Origin of the sequence: Streptomyces sp. STR69 (assembly GCF_024519455.1) — a bacterium.
Taxonomy (GTDB): domain Bacteria; phylum Actinomycetota; class Actinomycetes; order Streptomycetales; family Streptomycetaceae; genus Streptomyces.
Window position 1 is genome coordinate 1 of the sequence record NZ_JALJRY010000017.1, and the last position, 15,923, is coordinate 15,923.

Sequence of the window (15,923 nt, forward strand, 5' to 3'; positions counted from 1 at the left end):
GAGCAGCTGACTCTTAATCAGCGGGTCCGGGGTTCGAGTCCCTGGCGGCGCACAGACAGCAAGGCCCTCCGCGGTGCGGGGGGCCTTTTGCGTGGGCGGAGGCCGCCGCAGGGGCCGGAACATCCGTGCGGGCGGAACACAGCTCTCCCCCCGTTTGGCCGGATACCCTCTCGCCATGGCAGCCCGTGACCTCCAGGAGCGGATCAAGAAGCTCATCCTCGACCGTCGGCTGCCCTCGGGGGCGCCACTGCCGACCGAGCCGGAACTGATGGTGTTCCTCGGCGCGAGCCGGAACTCGGTGCGCGAGGCGCTCAAGGCCCTGCAGGCGATGGGGATCGTCGAGATCCGGCACGGCTTCGGGACGTACGTCGGCCCGATGTCGCTCGCGCCGATGGTCGAGGGCCTCGCGTTCCGTACCGTCGTCGGGCACTACCGGGGTGAGGACAGTCTGCTGCAGCTGCTCGAACTGCGGGAGGCGGTCGAGTCGGGGCTCGTCGCCCGGCTCGCGGGTCGCCTGCCGGAGCGGGATCTCGTCGAACTCGACGCGCTGGTACGGCAGATGGAGCGGGAGGCCGCCGAGGGGGTCGGGCTCGCGGCCACCGACCGCGCCTTTCACGCCACCCTCTACCGGGGACTGGACAACGCGCTGCTGAGCGAGGTCCTGGAAGCCTTCTGGGACGCCTTCCACCGCGTCCACACCGATCTCGCGACCGGCCCGCAGGACCCCGGGGTCACCTGCCGCCAGCACCGGGAGATCCTCGACGCGGTCCGGTCCGGGGATGCGAAGCGCGCCGAGAAGGCCATAAGGGAGCACTTCGACAACGTGCGCACACGACTGTCCACAACGACTCCACCTGATCCCCACACGCGCCCCAATGAACGCGTATGACCGGTAAACACCGCGTTTCGTCTCTTGCGATCAAGATGAACACCGTAGAACCCTGGTTTTGAAGATGCTGTCGGTACACGGCAGTTGAGGGGGTACGGAACCGGTTGCGCGGTTTCGCGGGGAGGAGGGGCCCCGCCCTGGAACAGATGTCGGAGGGGGCATCGCGCAACCGGACGGTCGCAGTCGCATGTCTCTGTGAGCGGACTGTGTGGTGACTGTGACCACCACTGACACGCCCGTCGCGGGTCGAGGGGGACCCTGACGGGCGGCCGAGACAAACAGACACGCGCGCTTCCGCGTGTGGGGGGATGACTCATGACGTCGACGCCGACGGGCGCCCGGCAGGGCTTCGACCCGTCACAAACCACCGAACTCAGAGTCCCGGGACACCGGACCGGCAGCTTCGGCCGGATCAAGAAGACACTTCCGAGATACGACTACGAGCACTACAGCCGCCTTGCGGGACCCCTCACCCAGCCCGCCCCGGACCGGCCGTACAAGGTCCAGTACCGGTCGCTGCTGTCGCAGGAGACGCACCGCGTCCGCGCCGCGCTCATGCTGAGTGCGGCGCCGCTGCTGTCCCTGATCCTGCTGGGCTGGCTGATGCAGCCCAAGCACTGGACCCAACGCGACTATCCCGCCTACGACTTCCTGCCCGCGCTGGACATCGTGATGCTGGTCGCGATCGGTCTGATCGAGTTCTTCCGCTGCATGAACGTGCTGTCCAACGCGCACGCCACGCTGGTCGCCCGCGACCCGATCCCGGTGGTGCCCGAGACCGGCACGAGAGTCGCGTTCATCACGACGTTCGTGCCCGGCAAGGAGCCCCTGGAGATGGTCACCAAGACCTTGGAGGCGGCCGTACGGCTGCGCCACCGGGGGCTTCTGCATGTGTGGCTGCTGGACGAGGGCGACGACCCCGAGGTCAAGGCGGTGTGCGGGCGGCTCGGCGTCCACCACTTCACCCGCAAGGGAATCGAGAAGTGGAACCGGCCCAAGGGGCCCAACCGCGCGAAGACCAAGCACGGCAACTACAACGCCTGGCTCGAGGCGCACGGCGACGAGTACGACTACTTCGCCTCCGTCGACACCGACCACGTGCCGCTGCCCAACTACCTGGAGCGGATGCTCGGTTTCTTCCGCGACCCGGACGTCGGCTTCGTCATCGGCCCCCAGGTGTACGGCAATTACGACACACCGGTCACCAAGGCCGCCGAGTCGCAGCAGTTCCTCTTCCACGCCCTGATCCAGCGGGCCGGCAACCGCTACGGCTCGCCGATGTTCGTCGGCACCTCGAACGCCGTACGGATCAAGGCACTTCAGCAGATCGGCGGGCTGTACGACTCGATCACCGAGGACATGGCCACCGGCTTCGAGATGCACCGGGCCAAGAACCCGGCCACCGGGAAGAAGTGGAAGTCGGTCTACACGCCGGACGTGCTCGCGGTCGGTGAAGGACCCAGCGCCTGGACGGACTTCTTCACGCAGCAGCTGCGGTGGTCCCGAGGGACGTACGAGACGATCCTCAAGCAGTACTGGAAGGGCTTCTTCTCGATGCCTCCGGGCAAGCTCTTCAACTACACCATGATGATCATCTTCTACCCGATGTCGGCCCTCAACTGGATACTGGCCGCGCTGAGTTGCGCCCTGTTCCTCGGCCTGGGCGCCTCGGGTGTGAACATCGACCCGACGATGTGGCTGATGCTCTACGGCAACGCGTCCGCGCTGCAGATCGGCCTCTACATCTGGAACCGGCGGCACAACGTCTCCCCGCACGAACCGGAGGGGTCGGGCGGGGTCGCCGGCATGGTGATGTCCGCGCTGTCGGCGCCGATATACGCGCGCTCGCTGTTCGACGCCGTGCTGCGCAGGAAGAGCAAGTTCGTGGTGACGCCCAAGGGCGACTCGGCCAGTCCCGACACGCTGTTCGGGACGTTCCGGGTGCACTGGTTCTTCATCCTGATCTTCGGCGGCTCGCTGATGGCCGGGTTCGAGAACGGGCACTCCCATCCGGCGATGATCACCTGGGCCACGTTCGCCCTGCTGATCACCGCGTCACCGATCCTGGCCTGGCGGTACATGCTGCGCCAGGAGAAGAAGCAGCCGCCCGCGCTCCCGGCCGAACCTCGGGACACCGTCCCGCCGGCACCGCCGATACCGGCCTCGCATGTGCCTCAGCAGAAGCCCAGTTGGGCGGCCTCGGCCACCAACAGCGGCGGCAGCGAGCAGACGATGCAGATCGCGCTCGGTGGACCGGGGGGACGTAAGGAATGAAGGAAGCCGGCCGGCGCCGTGCCCGTCGACTCGCGATCAGCACGGTGGTCGTCATCGCCCTGGCCGGGATGAACGGGCCCTGGCTGTACAGATTCGGCACCGAGAGATACCACCAGTACGTCATCAACAAGCCCGAGTACAAAGCCGACAACGGGCACTGGGACATCATCCAGTTCCCCAAGAAGTACCGGCAGGACACCATCCACGCGGCGCTGCTGCGCACCGGCAAGGTGCTGCTCATCGCCGGGTCGGGCAACAACCAGGACAACTTCAACGCGAAGAAGTTCGACACCCGGATCTGGGATCCGGTCAAGGGCACCATCAAGAAGGTGCCCACCCCGGCCGACCTGTTCTGCACCGGGCACACCCAACTCGCCAACGGCAACCTGCTGATCGCGGGCGGCACCCAGAAGTACGAGAAGCTGAAGGGGGATGTGAAGAAGGCCGGGGGCGTGATGATTCTCTACAACGAGAACCCCGACAAACCGATGACACTGCCCCAGGGCACGAAGTTCACCGGCAAGGCGAACGGCAAGTCCTTCGTCTCCACGGACTCCGTCATCGTCCCGCGCGCGATCAAGGTGTTCGACAAGAAGACCGGCAAGTTCCTGCGGAACAACCCCGGTTACGCCCGGGTCGTCGTCGAGGCGCCCAAGGAGGGCACCCGGTACGAGACCGGCACCCAGGACAACTACCGCATCCAGGGGCTGACCGGCGCCGACGAGCGCAACACGTACGGCATCGGGAACAAGTTCGGGCTCGACAAGCGGGACTTCGAGGGGATCAAGAACGCGTACGAGTTCGATCCGGTCGCCGAGAAGTACATCAAGGTCGATCCGATGAACGAGGCGCGCTGGTATCCGACGCTGACGACGCTGTCGGACGGAAAGGTGCTCAGCGTCTCCGGGCTCGACGACATCGGGCAGTTGGTGCCGGGGAAGAACGAGATCTTCGATCCGGCGACGAAGAAGTGGACGTACACGAAGACGAAGCGGCAGTTCCCCACGTATCCGGCGCTGTTCCTGATGGAGAACGGGAAGCTGTTCTACTCGGGGTCGAACGCGGGGTACGGGCCGGCCGACGTGGGGCGTGATCCCGGGATCTGGGACGTCGACACCAATCAGTTCACGAAGATTCCCGGGCTCAGTGATCCGAACATGATGGAGACCTCGGCGACCGTGCTGCTCGCTCCGGCGCAGGACGAGAAGTACATGGTGATCGGGGGTGGGGGTGTCGGTGAGTCGAAGCTGTCGACCAACAAGACCCGGCTGGTCGATCTGAAGGACGCCGCTCCGAAGTTCGTGGACGGGCCCTCGCTGGAGGAGGGGACGCGGTATCCGCAGACGTCGATCCTGCCCGATGACACCGTGCTGGTGTCGGGTGGTTCCGAGGACTACCGGGGGCGCAGTGACTCCAACATCCTTCAGGCTCGGCTGTACCACCCGGACACGAACACGTTCGAGAAGGTCGCCGATCCGCTGGTGGGGCGGAACTACCACTCCGGGTCGATCCTGCTGCCGGACGGGCGGGTGATGTTCTTCGGGTCCAACTCGTTGTACGCGGACAAGGCGAACACGAAGCCGGGGGTTTTCGAGCAGCGGATCGAGATCTACACGCCGCCGTATCTGTACCGGGATTCCCGGCCGGATATTTCCGGGGGGCCGGAGTCGATCGCGCGGGGGGCGTCGGGGACGTTCACCTCGCAGCACGCTTCTTCCATCAAGAAGGTGCGGTTGATTCGGCCCAGTGCGTCCACGCATGTCACTGATGTGGATCAGCGGTCCATCGCGCTGGACTTCAAGACGACCGGGAACAAGATCACGGTGACTGTGCCGAAGGACAGGAACTTGGTGCAGTCGGGGTGGTACATGCTGTTCGTGGATGATGATTTGGGGACGCCGAGCAAGGCGGTCTGGGTCAAAGTGCCGTAGAGGGTTGTCGGTTGGGTGCGGGTGTGTGGGGGCTGGTCGCGCAGTTCCCCGCGCCCCTAGGGGGTTGAGGCCTTGGCCAGTTTCAAGGCGTAGGTTGGCCACCATTCGCCCGCCTTCGGCCCGCCCTTGCACTCGCCGTCCGACTCCCCCGGGCGTTTGATCCACAAGTAGGCGTCCACCAGGGGGTCGGCGGTCTTGGTGGTCGGGGTTTCGCCCAGGGACCTGCCCGGCGGGTTGCACCAGTTCTCGTCCTCGTCGCCCGCCGTATACGGTCCGTTGCCGTTTCGGCTGGTGTCGATGACGAAGTGTTTGTTGCCGGTCTTGGCCGAGAGTTGTTTGCCGTAGCTGACGGAGTCCTCGGTGGAGTAGAAGTTGGAGACGTTCACCGCGAAGCCGTCGGCCTTTGCGATGCCCGCTCGCTGGAGGGGCTGGTAGATCTCGTCGGGGTGGCCCCAGCCCGCGTTTCCGGCGTCGAGGTAGACCTTCGTGTGCTTGAGGGACTTGAGCTCGGTGATGGCGTAGTTCAGGAGGTCGTAGCGCTCGTCCTGGAACTGGGCGGGTGTGCAGCCGTCCACCAGGTGGAGCAGGGCGTCCGGTTCGAGGATCACCGTGGCGGAGCGGTCGGCGATGCCCTGGGCCACCGCGTCGATCCAGGCGCGGTAGGCGTCGCCGTCGCCCGCGCCGCCCTGGGAGTACTGGCCGCAGTCGCGGTGCGGGATGTTGTAGAGGACGAGGAGCGCGGTGCGGCCGGCCTTGTCGGCGGCCTCGGTGAAGCCCTGCGCCTCCGCCTTCGGGTTCTCCGGGCCGATCCACTCGCCGGTCGGCTGTTCGGCGATCTTCCGGATCTGTTCGGCGTCGGCGGTCTTGCCCGCCTTGGTGTAGGCGGCCAGCTGCCGGGCCGCGTTGGTGTCCGGGTTGACCCAGATCGGGTCGGCGCCGCCGGGCTGTTGGGTGATCTTCGCTCCCGCGTCGGGTTTCTTGTCCCCGCCCCCCGAGGAACAGCCCGCGAGGAGCAGTGCCGCCCCCAGGACCAGTGCCGACGCCCGTGTGCCGAAGGGGACCGGGGTCCCCTGGCTGCCGTACATCCAACTCCCCCTTGGCTGTACCGATCCAAGGCTCAATCGTGACATACGTGGCGTGCCGCCCACGAGAACGCCCGGGATGTTGTCGGCCGGTTGTTACAGCCCCACCGCGCTGGGTAGGCGCCCGGCCCAAGGGCAGGGGGAAGGTGGCCGTCATGCACCGAACGAACCGGGAGGGCCGGCTCGCCGCGGCGCTGGTGGAGGCGGCCGACACCCTCACCGAGACCTTCGACCTCGCGGACTATCTGCGTCGGCTGTCCGACCACTGCGTGGAGTTGCTGTCCGCGTGGACGGCCGGGGTGATGCTGATCAACGGCGGGGAAGCGGTGTCGCTGGCCGGGAGCAGTCATCGGGAGGAGGTGGCGCTCGATCTGCTGGCGGCCCAGCACGGTGGCGGGCCCTGTCTGGAGAGCTACGGCTCCGGGCGTGCCGTGCCGCCGGTGTCGATCGGGGTGGCCCATGCCGCCGCCCGGTGGCCGGAGTTCACCGAGCGGGCGCTGCGGCACGGCATCGTGGCGACCTTCGCGGTGCCGGTGCGCCGCCGGGACACGCTGCTCGGCGCTCTCAACGTGTTCGTGCCGACGCTGCCCAACGGCGGCCCGGACGGCGGCCGTTGGGAATTAGCGGTGGCTCAGGCGCTGGCCGATGCGGCGGGTCTGGGACTGCAGAACCATCGCGTGTATGCCCAATACCGTTCCCTGGCCGGGCAGTTGCAGGAGGCGTTGTCGAGCCGGGTGCGGATCGAGCAGGCCAAGGGGATGCTCGCGGAGCGCTGGCAGGTCGGTACCGACGAGGCGTTCGTCGCGCTGCGCGGGTACGCGCGGCGGCGCCGGCTGCCGCTGGACCAGGTTGCGCGGCAGGTGATCGAACGGGGCGTGGACGACGCCGAGTTGAGGTCTCCGTAGCACCGTGAACCACCTGTGCATATGACAGGGAGCTACCACATCGGGACATGGCGTCATTCGCCCTCTAGGCCCGGGCGCTCATTCGTTCTAGAGTCGTTCCCAACGGCCCTGGCCCCTGGCCGATCCACAACCTCCACCACTGGTTTCACAGACCTCCCGCGCCGTTCGCCGGGTTACTCCCGCAACCCGTGCGCGTGCGGTTGAGGACCAGCCCGGTCGGCGGCTTCAGGGGGGAAGCAGGTCGTCGGCCGGGCTCGGTTGTCACACCCCGGTTCCGGTGAGGTAGGCGGACACGACCACGTTCGCCGTGTAGCTGCGGTCGGCGCGGTCGAAGGTGCCGCCGCAGGTGATGAGTCGCAGCTCGGCGCGGCCCGACTGCCGTGTGCCGTAGGCCTGTTGGGCGTCGAAGTGGGCGCGGGTCAGCACGCGTACGTCGTCGACCGTGAACTCGGCGACCTTGCCGTCGTCGCGGACGACGCGGATGGTGCGGCCCGGGCGCAGTGTGCTGAGCTTGTAGAAGACGGCGGGCCGGGTCTCGGTGTCGACGTGCCCGACCATCAGCGCGGTGCCGGCGGCGCCCGGCCGCACCCCGCCGCCGTACCAGCCGACCACACCGGCCTGGTCGAACGACGGTGGGTCGATGGCGCCCTGCGCGTCGAGGCCGCGGGTCACGACCGGCGCCTGTACGGCCAGGGCGGGGATGTCGATGCGTTGCGGCAGGGCGTTGCCCAACGGCTTTGCGGCGGGCGGCAGTTCGGCCTCGGGAGGCCGTCCGACCGCGGCCACGTCGCCGGTGGTCGGCGCGGATATGCCCTGCCGTATGTCGGTCAGGTCCTGGCCCCACAGCCACAACCCGAGCAGCAGCACGGCCCAGGCCACCCCGGTCAGCAGCCGTCCGGTGCCGGTGGAGCGCTCGTGCTCGGCGGGCCGGTCGCACTCGAACACGGCCGGTCAGTCCGTCCGACCGGGCCTACGGCTCCGGCGGGCGCTGCGCAGCGCCACGGCCGTCGCGGCGACACCGGCCAGCAGCAGCCCGACCACCGCGTGCGCGGTACCGGGACCGGCCGCGCGGGCGTTCACGGCGGCGAGGTGCGCGGTGCCGCCACCGCCCGCGTGGACGGGGGCGACGGGTGAGGCGGGGGGCTGCGCGGAGGGGGATCCGGATTCATTCGCCACGACCTTGATCGCGCCCTTCACCGTCACGCTGCCGCAGGTGATCTTCACGTCGTAGCTGCCCGGTTCCAGCGTGGAGCGGACCCGGGTCTCGCCGGCGAGGGTGCCGGCCGCGCCGACGAGTTTCGCGTCGGCGACGAACGCGTCCGACGCCGCCGAGCCCGTCGTACCGGAGCAGCCGCTGATCCTGAGCGCGACCTCGGCGCCGGGGGCGGGGGACGCGGGGGTCACCGAGACAGTGCCTCCGTCCGCCGCGTACGCCGTCGGGGTGAGCACCGCGAGGACCGCCGCGCCCACACAGAGAGTGACCTTCAGTGAGCCCATCGTGAACCTCCAGATATCTGGAGACTCCTCCTCGTCACCTGGTCGCGCATCCCTGGCGGGGCCCGATTGCTCCGTATGGGGGAGGTGACACCCGGAGTGCATAGCATGGTCGCCATGACAGAGCGCAAGCCCATCGAATCGTGGCTCACCGACATGGACGGGGTGCTGATGCACGAGGGCGTCCCGGTGCCCGGCGCGGACGCGTTCATCAAGAAGCTGCGGGAGACCGGGCGTCCGTTCCTGGTTCTCACCAACAACTCGATCTACACCGCGCGCGACCTGCACGCGCGGCTGAACCGGATCGGGCTCGAAGTGCCGGTGGAGAACATCTGGACCTCGGCCCTGGCCACCGCCGCCTTCCTGGACAACCAGCACCCCGGCGGCACCGCCTACGTCATCGGCGAGGCCGGACTGACGACGGCGCTGCACGACGCCGGCTACGTGCTGACCGACTCGGACCCCGACTTCGTGATCCTCGGCGAGACCCGGACCTACTCCTTCGAGGCGCTGACCAAGGCGATCCGGCTGATCAACGACGGGGCCCGGTTCATCGCCACCAACCCCGACAACACCGGCCCCTCCCCCGAGGGCGCGCTCCCCGCGACCGGTTCGGTCGCCGCGCTGATCACCAAGGCCACCGGCAAGGAGCCGTACTTCGTCGGCAAGCCGAACCCCCTGATGATGCGCAGCGCGCTGAACACCATCGGCGCGCACTCGGAGACGAGCGCCATGATCGGCGACCGCATGGACACCGATGTGCTGGCCGGGCTGGAAGCCGGCATGACGACTTTCCTGGTGCTGACCGGTCTGACGACCAGGGCCGACCTCGACCGCTATCCCTACCGCCCCACGAAGGTCGTCGACTCCATCGCGGACATCGTCGACCTGGTCTGAGGCTGAGGCTGAGGCTGAGGCGTCAACTCCGCGAGCAGCGCGGGCAGTTCGGCCACCGAGCCGAGGACGTGCGTCGCGCCCGCGCCGCTCAGCGCGTCGCGCCGGTGTGCCCCTGTGAGCACACCGGCGACCACACCCGCCCCGGCACGGACGCCGCTGAGCATGTCGTACGAGGTGTCGCCGACGACGGCCAGCTGTCCTACGGCGTCTGCGGCGCCCGTCCGCAGGAACGCGGTGAGGACCATGTCCGGGTACGGCCGTCCCCGACCCCCGGCGTCGGCGGGGCACAGCGTGAGGTGCGCGAGGTCCTGCCAGCCGAGGGCGGCCAGGATCGCGTCCTGGGTGGTGCGGGCGAAGCCGGTCGTCAACACCACTGTGCGGTCTTGGGACTTGAGGGTCTCGATGGTCTCGCGGGCGCCGGGGAGGGCGGTGACCCGGCCGCCGTCGACGAGGTCGGCATAGGCCGACTCGAAGGCCCTGTTGGCCTGTTGGGCCTTCGCTTCCTCGCCGAACAGGTGCCGGAAGACGGAGATCTTGGACTCGCCCATGGTGGCGCGGACGTAGTCGAGCATGGTCGCGGGCTCTTCGCCGAGGTGGCGGGCGGCGGCTGTGAAGGCCTGCTCGACGAGGCCGTCGTCGGCGACGGTGGTGCCGGCCATGTCGAGGACGACGAGGCGGATGTCGTGCGTCACAGGGGTCACAGGGGTCACAGAGGCCATGAGGGGCTCACCAGTCCAGTTCGTTCGCGGTGGTTTCGGCGATCGCCGGGGAGCAGGTCATGCCACGTCCACCCGGACCGGTGACCAACCACACGCCGTCGCGCACCTGTTGGCGGTGGACGACCCGGGCGGGGTCGGTGCACTGCGCGTACACGCCGGCCCAGCGGCGGCGGATCTTCGGGAGGGGGCGGCCGAGGAACGACTCGACGACCTCGGTGAGGTGGTCGTAGGGGTCCTCCGTGGTGTCGAAGGCGAAGGGGTGCTCGTACTCGTGGGTGTCGCCGATGGTCAGTCCGCCGTCGGCGCGCTGCACCATGAGGAGTTGCATGGCGTGCGCGGCGGCCGTCGGCAACTGCGGTTGCTCGGCGTCGAGTTGGTCCAGGGCCGGACCGCGATAGGCCGGGTAGTAGCGGAAGCTGTCCGCGTCGGCGACCGAGGTGGTGAGCGGTTCGCCGAGCGGGTCGGTCTGCATCATCTGCAACCGGACGCGGCGGACGGGGAGTTCGGGTCCGGCGAGTTCGCGGACGAGTCCGCCGAGCCAGGCGCCCGTGCACAGGATCACGACGTCGGCGGGGTGCACGTCCCCGTGGTCGTCGCGTACCGCGTGCTCGCGGACGACCTCGCGGACCTCGCGTCCCGGCAGGAAGGTGTAGTGCGGGGACTTCGACAGCTCGGCGCGCAGGGCGAGTTGGGCGGTGCGGGGTTCGACGGCCGCGTCCCGCTCGCAGTACAGGGCAGCGGTGAAGTCGCCGCGCAGGGCGGGGTTGACGGCGCGGGCCTCGGCGGGGGTGAGGAGTTCGTAGCCGCGGGCGGCGGAGTCCTCGCGGGCCACGGCGGCCTCGGCGAGGGCGAGTTCACGCGCGCTCCGGACCGGGGTCAGCGAGCCGTTGGCCCGGAAGCCGAGCCCGGGCACGCGAGCGCCGATCTCCTCCCACAACTCCCTTGCCCGCAAGGCGGTTTCGAGCTCCTCACCGCCCGCCCGGCCGCTCACCCAGATCTGCCCGAAGTTGCGCAGGGACGCGCCGCGCGCCTCTGCCTCGCGCTCGATCTGTACGACCTCGTGGCCGCGTTCCACTGCTTGCCAGGCGTGCATGGTGCCGACCACGCCGCCTCCGACGACTGTGACTCTCACGCCTAGAGCGTGAACCAGCCGTGCCGTTTGGGCTAGACCCGTTATTGATTCGTTAGCTTGGTGACGAACGAGAAGCGGTCGCCCCGGTACAGGCCCCGCACCCGTTCCAGCGGCTGCCCCTCCGAGTCCCGCGACACACGGTGGATCAGCAGCATCGGCAGGGCGGGCGGGGTGCCGATGAGCAGGGCCTCGCGCGGGGTGGCGAGCACGGTCTCGATGCGTTCGTCGGCGTCGCCGAAGCGGATGCCGCGGGCGTCGAGGTAGCCGTAGAAGGAGGAGCCGGGCTCGAAGTCCGTGTCCAGGTGCGGGAGTCGGGCGACGGAGACGTAGGTGCTTTCGAGGCCGACCCGCTCCTCGTCGGCGAGCAGGACGCGCTCCAAGTGCCAGACGGGTTCGCCGCGGGTCAGTCCGGTCTCGGCGGCGAGCGCGTCGGGGCAGGGGAAGCGGTCGAGGGTGACGAGGCTACGGCCCGGGGTGCGCCCCTGCCGTCGTACGCCCTCGGTGTAGCTGGCCAGGGACAGCGGCTGCTCCAGTTTGGGTCCCGCGACGACCGTGCCCCGGCCCTGCCGGCGCAGTCTGCCCTCCAGCAGGAGTTCGCGCAGCGCCTGCCGGACGGTCTCGCGGGCGACCTCGTACCGCTCGGTGAGGTCGCGCTCGGTGGGGATCAGCGCGCCCTCCCCCAACTCGTCGACGAGCGCGGCGATTTGGGCCTTCACCGCGTAGTACTTGGGGATGCGGCCGTGCTCCGGGATGCCGGAGCGGACGGGGGCGCCGGGGGCCTGGTCGTTCGGGTAGTCCACGCGGAGATCGTCGCAGAAGCGGGGCGCGCGTTGTCGTCGGCGGCGGGCGCGCGTTATCGGCGGCTCCGGGCCAGCAGCAGGGCGCCGGCGGTGACGAGGAGGACGGAGGTGGCGGCGAGGACGAGGTGGGCGGTGCCGATTCCGGTGCGGGCGAGTTCGTCGGTGAACGAGAGGTCCTGGCCGGGCGGGGTCGCGGCGGAGGGAGCCGTTGTGGCGGGGGTGGGCGTGCTGGACACCGTGGCCGCTTCGACGTCGAAGCGGTAGTCGTTCGACTGGCCGACCCAGTCGCCGTCGTCGGCATGGCGTTGTACGACGGCCGCGTTGGCGGTGATCTCGTTCGGTCCGGTGTCCGGGGCGAGCGCGAGGCGCACCTTGACCGTGAGGGTCTTGCCGTGGTCGACGGTGAAGCCCGGGAAGCCGTCGTCGAAGGCGCCGACGAGTTCGGCCTCGTCGGTCGTGGCGAAGCGGACGGGGTGCGGGCGCGGGCCGGTGCCGTCGTAGAAGTCGAGTCTGGGCTGGGACGGCTTCAGGGCGCGCCGCTGGTCGACGAGGACGACGACCGGGTGGATCGCGGTGCAGCGGCGGGCGGTGGTGTTGGTGAGGTCGAGGTACCAGGTGCCGTAGCCACCGCCGGCCTCGTAGGTGTCGGGGCCGTCGTGGATGCGCGTGGTGAGGGGGAAGTCGCGGGCGCCGGGGGCGGCGCAGCCGGGGGTGGTGTCCACCGCGTGGGCCGGTGGGGCGATGACGAGGAGGGGGGCGGCTGCCGCGAGGCAGAGGGACAGGGATGTGCGCAGCGGGGTGCACGGTCTCAGGGGCAGTCGCATAAGCACATGAGCGTGCCGGAGATGAGGGCCGATGGAGGGTGACGCGGCCGGAGGAGTGCCTCGAACGGGCGCGACGGGACCCCTGTTCGGCGGAAGTGTCACAGTTCCCGGAGAAAGTGACACACTTTTTCGGACACCCCCCGCCGGACAGCCGGACGGCCTACCCGTCCGCCCGTCCGAACAGCGGTCCGAGCAGCAACTGCGCCGCCCCCTCCGCCACGCCCCGTGCTCCGCCGGAGGCGATCCGCACCGGTACGGCGGCCTCGCCCGCGCCCTCGCGCCGGGCGCGCTCGTCGAGGACGGCGGCGACTCCGCGCACGAAGGGTTCCGGGTCGGCGGCGACGGTACGGCCGCCCAGCAGCACGAGGTCGATGTCGAGCAGACCCACGAGGTTCGCGGCGCCCGCGCCCAGCACCCGCGCCGCCTCGCCCATGTCCCCGCGCGCCACGGCGGCCAGGCACAGGGCCTCGATGCAGCCCCGGTCGCCGCAGCCGCAGGGCGGCCCGTCCAGCTGGATGACCTGGTGCCCGAACTCCCCGGCCCCGGTCCGCGCCCCCCGGTGCACACCCCCGCCGATCACCAGCCCGGCGCCGAGTCCCGTACCGAGATGCAGATAGGCGAAGGCCCCGCCCTCCCCGCCGACGGCCAGCCCGAGCGCGGCGGCGTTCGTGTCCTTGTCGACGACGACCGGCACCCCGAGCCGCGCGCCGAGCGCGTCCCGCAGCGGAAACCCGTCCCACTCGGGAAATCCGGTGACGCGATGCAGAACGCCGTGGATGTGGTCGAGGGGACCGGGCAGGGCCACGCCCACACCGAGCAGATGACCGTCGGCAGAAAGAGAGATGGGCGCGGGACCTTCGACCACCTCCCCCACCAGCCCCTCGACCTCCCGGGCCACCGCCTCCACGACCACCCCGGCGCCCGCCCCCAGGTCCAGCGGAGCGCTCCGCTCCCCGACCACCGTCCCGGTGAGATCGACGAGGACCACCCGCAGTTCGTCCCGGTCCAGATGCACACCGACCGCGCGACCGGCCTCCGGGACCAGCCGCAGCACCGTGCGCGGTTTGCCGCCGGTGGAGGCCCGGCGCCCGGCCTCCGTGACCAGCCCGCGCTCCCGCAGCCGGGCCGTGATCTTGCTGACGGCCTGAGGGGTGAGCCCGGTGCGGTCGGCGAGTTCCAGACGGCTGATCCCGTCCGGACCGGCGGTCCGCAGCAGGTCGAGCACCAGCGCGGTGTTGTGGCTGCGCACGGCAAGCAGATTCGCGCCCGCCGCCGTGGTCGTGCCGCTTCCGGTCCCGCCCCGCACACTGTTCACTCCCCCATTGTCCCCACCACTTGCACTTTGGCAACAGCGTTGCGAAAGTGGAGGGCATGACTGGACGCACCACTCGCACACCTCTCCGCGTCGGCCTCGTCGGCTACGGCCTCGCGGGCTCCGTCTTCCACGCCCCGCTGATCGCCGCCACCGAGGGCCTCGCCCTCGACACGGTCGTCACCTCGAACCCGGAGCGGCAGGACCAGGCCCGCGCCGAGTTCCCCGATGTCCGCATCGCCGCGTCACCCGACGAACTCCTGGACCGCGCCGCCGAGTTGGACCTGATCGTCATCGCGTCGCCGAACAAGACGCATGTCGCGCTCGCGACGAGCGCCCTGAAGGCCGGTCTGCCGGTCGTCGTGGACAAGCCGATCGCCGGCACCGCCGCCGAGGCCCGCGAGCTGGCGGCCCTCGCCGAGCAGCACGGCCTGCTCCTCTCCGTCTTCCAGAACCGCCGCTGGGACAACGACTTCCTGACCCTCCGCAAGCTCCTGGCCGAGGGCGAGCTGGGCGACGTATGGCGCTTCGAGTCCCGTTTCGAGCGCTGGCGCCCGCAGCCCAAGGGCGGCTGGCGCGAGTCCGGCGACCCGGCAGAGATCGGAGGTCTCCTCTACGACCTCGGCAGCCACGTCGTCGACCAGGCCCTGACCCTCTTCGGGCCCGCGGCCTCCGTGTACGCCGAGTCGGACATCCGCAGGCCGGGCGCGGAGACGGACGACGACACGTTCATCGCGCTGACCCACGCGAACGGCGTCCGCTCGCATCTCTACGTCTCCGCGACCACCGCCCAACTCGGCCCGCGCTTCCGGGTGCTGGGCTCCAAGGCGGGCTACGTCAAGTACGGCCTCGACCCTCAGGAGGCGGACCTGAGGGACGGCAAGCGCCCGGGCGCGACGGACGGCTGGGGCGAGGAACCCGACTCCCTCTACGGCCGGGTCGGTTCCGGCGAGTCCCCGCTCACCGGCGGTGGCCGCCCCGAACCCACCCTCCCCGGTGACTACCCCGCGTACTACGCGGCCGTCGCCGCCGCCCTCCGCGACGGCGCCCCCAACCCGGTGACCGCCCTGGAGGCGGCTGCCGCCCTCGACGTACTGGAAGCCGCGCGCCGCAGCGCCCGCGACGGAGTGACGGTGACCCTGTGACCCAGAACAAGCCCGCGATCACCCAGCGGATCGCCCCGGAGATCACCCCGACGGTGGAGGAACTCGAGGCGCAGGAACGCCGGTTGGTGTTCCGGCACTTCACCCACGACGACGCCTGGGCGTTGGGTTCCCTCCTCGTGGAACTCGCCCGCGAGAGCCAGGCCCCGGTCGCCATCGACATCCGTCGCGCCGGCCAGCAGCTCTTCCACGCGGCGCTGCCGGGGTCGACCCCCGACAACGACGCGTGGATCGACCGCAAGCGCAAGGTGGTCGAGCGCTTCGGCGCCGCCTCCTACCTGGTCGGCACCCGCTTCCGCGCCAAGGGCAGCACCTTCGAGGACTCCTCCCGCCTCGACCCCGACGAGTACGCGGCCCACGGCGGCTCGTTCCCGATCAGGGTCGAGGGCGTCGGCGTGATCGGCACGGTGACGGTGAGCGGGCTGCCGCAACTGCAGGACCACCGGTTCGTGGTGGCGGCGCTGGAGCAGTTCCTGGACGACGACCGGAGTTGATCCGGAG

At 69.9% G+C, this 15,923-nt stretch carries 15 protein-coding genes; 7 read left to right on the forward strand and 8 right to left on the reverse strand.

Annotated features, from left to right (window positions below):
* The first annotated feature begins 175 nt into the window (after window positions 1-175).
* From OC490_RS29090 to OC490_RS29100, 3 genes are all read left to right on the forward strand, one after another.
* Complete coding sequence (locus OC490_RS29090) at window positions 176-889, forward strand: FadR/GntR family transcriptional regulator (protein ID WP_262060987.1); 714 nt, start codon at window positions 176-178, stop codon at window positions 887-889.
* A gap of 315 nt (window positions 890-1,204) precedes the next feature.
* Window positions 1,205-3,163 (forward strand): glycosyltransferase family 2 protein, encoded by a 1,959-nt coding sequence (locus tag OC490_RS29095; protein WP_262060988.1) that lies wholly within the window; start codon window positions 1,205-1,207, stop codon window positions 3,161-3,163.
* Window positions 3,160-5,094: a kelch motif-containing protein gene (locus tag OC490_RS29100; RefSeq protein WP_262060989.1), complete on the forward strand. Its 1,935-nt coding sequence runs from the start codon at window positions 3,160-3,162 to the stop codon at window positions 5,092-5,094. Before OC490_RS29095 ends, OC490_RS29100 begins: the two co-directional genes overlap by 4 nt.
* Before the next feature lie 56 nt (window positions 5,095-5,150).
* Here OC490_RS29100 and OC490_RS29105 read toward each other — a convergent pair whose 3' ends face one another.
* Window positions 5,151-6,179, reverse strand: coding sequence for a glycoside hydrolase family 6 protein (locus OC490_RS29105; RefSeq protein ID WP_262060990.1), 1,029 nt, complete (start codon window positions 6,177-6,179; stop codon window positions 5,151-5,153).
* Window positions 6,180-6,331: 152 nt separating this feature from the next.
* On the opposite strand from OC490_RS29105, the gene OC490_RS29110 reads away from it, so the two are divergent.
* Window positions 6,332-7,081 (forward strand): GAF and ANTAR domain-containing protein, encoded by a 750-nt coding sequence (locus OC490_RS29110; RefSeq protein ID WP_262060991.1) that lies wholly within the window; start codon window positions 6,332-6,334, stop codon window positions 7,079-7,081.
* Window positions 7,082-7,342: 261 nt separating this feature from the next.
* Here the strand turns inward: OC490_RS29110 and OC490_RS29115 are convergent, their stop codons facing one another.
* Both OC490_RS29115 and OC490_RS29120 read right to left on the reverse strand, forming a co-directional pair.
* Window positions 7,343-8,026, reverse strand: a complete 684-nt coding sequence (locus OC490_RS29115; RefSeq protein ID WP_262060992.1) for a class F sortase — start codon at window positions 8,024-8,026, stop codon at window positions 7,343-7,345.
* A gap of 6 nt (window positions 8,027-8,032) precedes the next feature.
* The gene (locus OC490_RS29120) at window positions 8,033-8,578 is read right to left on the reverse strand and encodes a hypothetical protein (protein WP_262060993.1); all 546 of its coding nucleotides are present in this window, start codon (window positions 8,576-8,578) and stop codon (window positions 8,033-8,035) included.
* Window positions 8,579-8,692: 114 nt separating this feature from the next.
* On the opposite strand from OC490_RS29120, the gene OC490_RS29125 reads away from it, so the two are divergent.
* Window positions 8,693-9,472 (forward strand): HAD-IIA family hydrolase, encoded by a 780-nt coding sequence (locus OC490_RS29125; RefSeq protein ID WP_200717370.1) that lies wholly within the window; start codon window positions 8,693-8,695, stop codon window positions 9,470-9,472.
* Here OC490_RS29125 and OC490_RS29130 read toward each other — a convergent pair.
* The 5 genes from OC490_RS29130 to OC490_RS29150 form a co-directional block, all read right to left on the reverse strand.
* On the reverse strand, window positions 9,418-10,191 hold the full coding sequence (locus tag OC490_RS29130; protein WP_262060994.1) for a phosphonatase-like hydrolase: 774 nt from the start codon (window positions 10,189-10,191) through the stop codon (window positions 9,418-9,420). The two genes, OC490_RS29125 and OC490_RS29130, sit on opposite strands and share 55 nt — an antisense overlap.
* 7 nt (window positions 10,192-10,198) lie before the next feature.
* Window positions 10,199-11,323: a TIGR03364 family FAD-dependent oxidoreductase gene (locus tag OC490_RS29135; RefSeq protein ID WP_262060995.1), complete on the reverse strand. Its 1,125-nt coding sequence runs from the start codon at window positions 11,321-11,323 to the stop codon at window positions 10,199-10,201.
* Window positions 11,324-11,364: 41 nt separating this feature from the next.
* Window positions 11,365-12,123 carry a GntR family transcriptional regulator gene (locus OC490_RS29140; protein ID WP_262060996.1) on the reverse strand — a complete coding sequence of 253 codons (759 nt, stop codon included), beginning with the start codon at window positions 12,121-12,123 and terminating at the stop codon, window positions 11,365-11,367.
* 53 nt (window positions 12,124-12,176) lie between these two features.
* Window positions 12,177-12,947, reverse strand: coding sequence for a hypothetical protein (locus OC490_RS29145; protein ID WP_262060997.1), 771 nt, complete (start codon window positions 12,945-12,947; stop codon window positions 12,177-12,179).
* 160 nt (window positions 12,948-13,107) lie between these two features.
* Complete coding sequence (locus tag OC490_RS29150) at window positions 13,108-14,253, reverse strand: ROK family protein (RefSeq protein ID WP_410099141.1); 1,146 nt, start codon at window positions 14,251-14,253, stop codon at window positions 13,108-13,110.
* A 65-nt stretch (window positions 14,254-14,318) separates the two neighbouring features.
* On the opposite strand from OC490_RS29150, the gene OC490_RS29155 reads away from it, so the two are divergent.
* Together OC490_RS29155 and OC490_RS29160 are read left to right on the forward strand one after the other, a co-directional pair.
* Window positions 14,319-15,404 (forward strand): Gfo/Idh/MocA family oxidoreductase, encoded by a 1,086-nt coding sequence (locus tag OC490_RS29155; RefSeq protein WP_262060999.1) that lies wholly within the window; start codon window positions 14,319-14,321, stop codon window positions 15,402-15,404.
* Window positions 15,401-15,916 carry a heme-degrading domain-containing protein gene (locus tag OC490_RS29160; protein WP_262061000.1) on the forward strand — a complete coding sequence of 172 codons (516 nt, stop codon included), beginning with the start codon at window positions 15,401-15,403 and terminating at the stop codon, window positions 15,914-15,916. Before OC490_RS29155 ends, OC490_RS29160 begins: the two co-directional genes overlap by 4 nt.
* Window positions 15,917-15,923 lie beyond the last annotated feature (7 nt).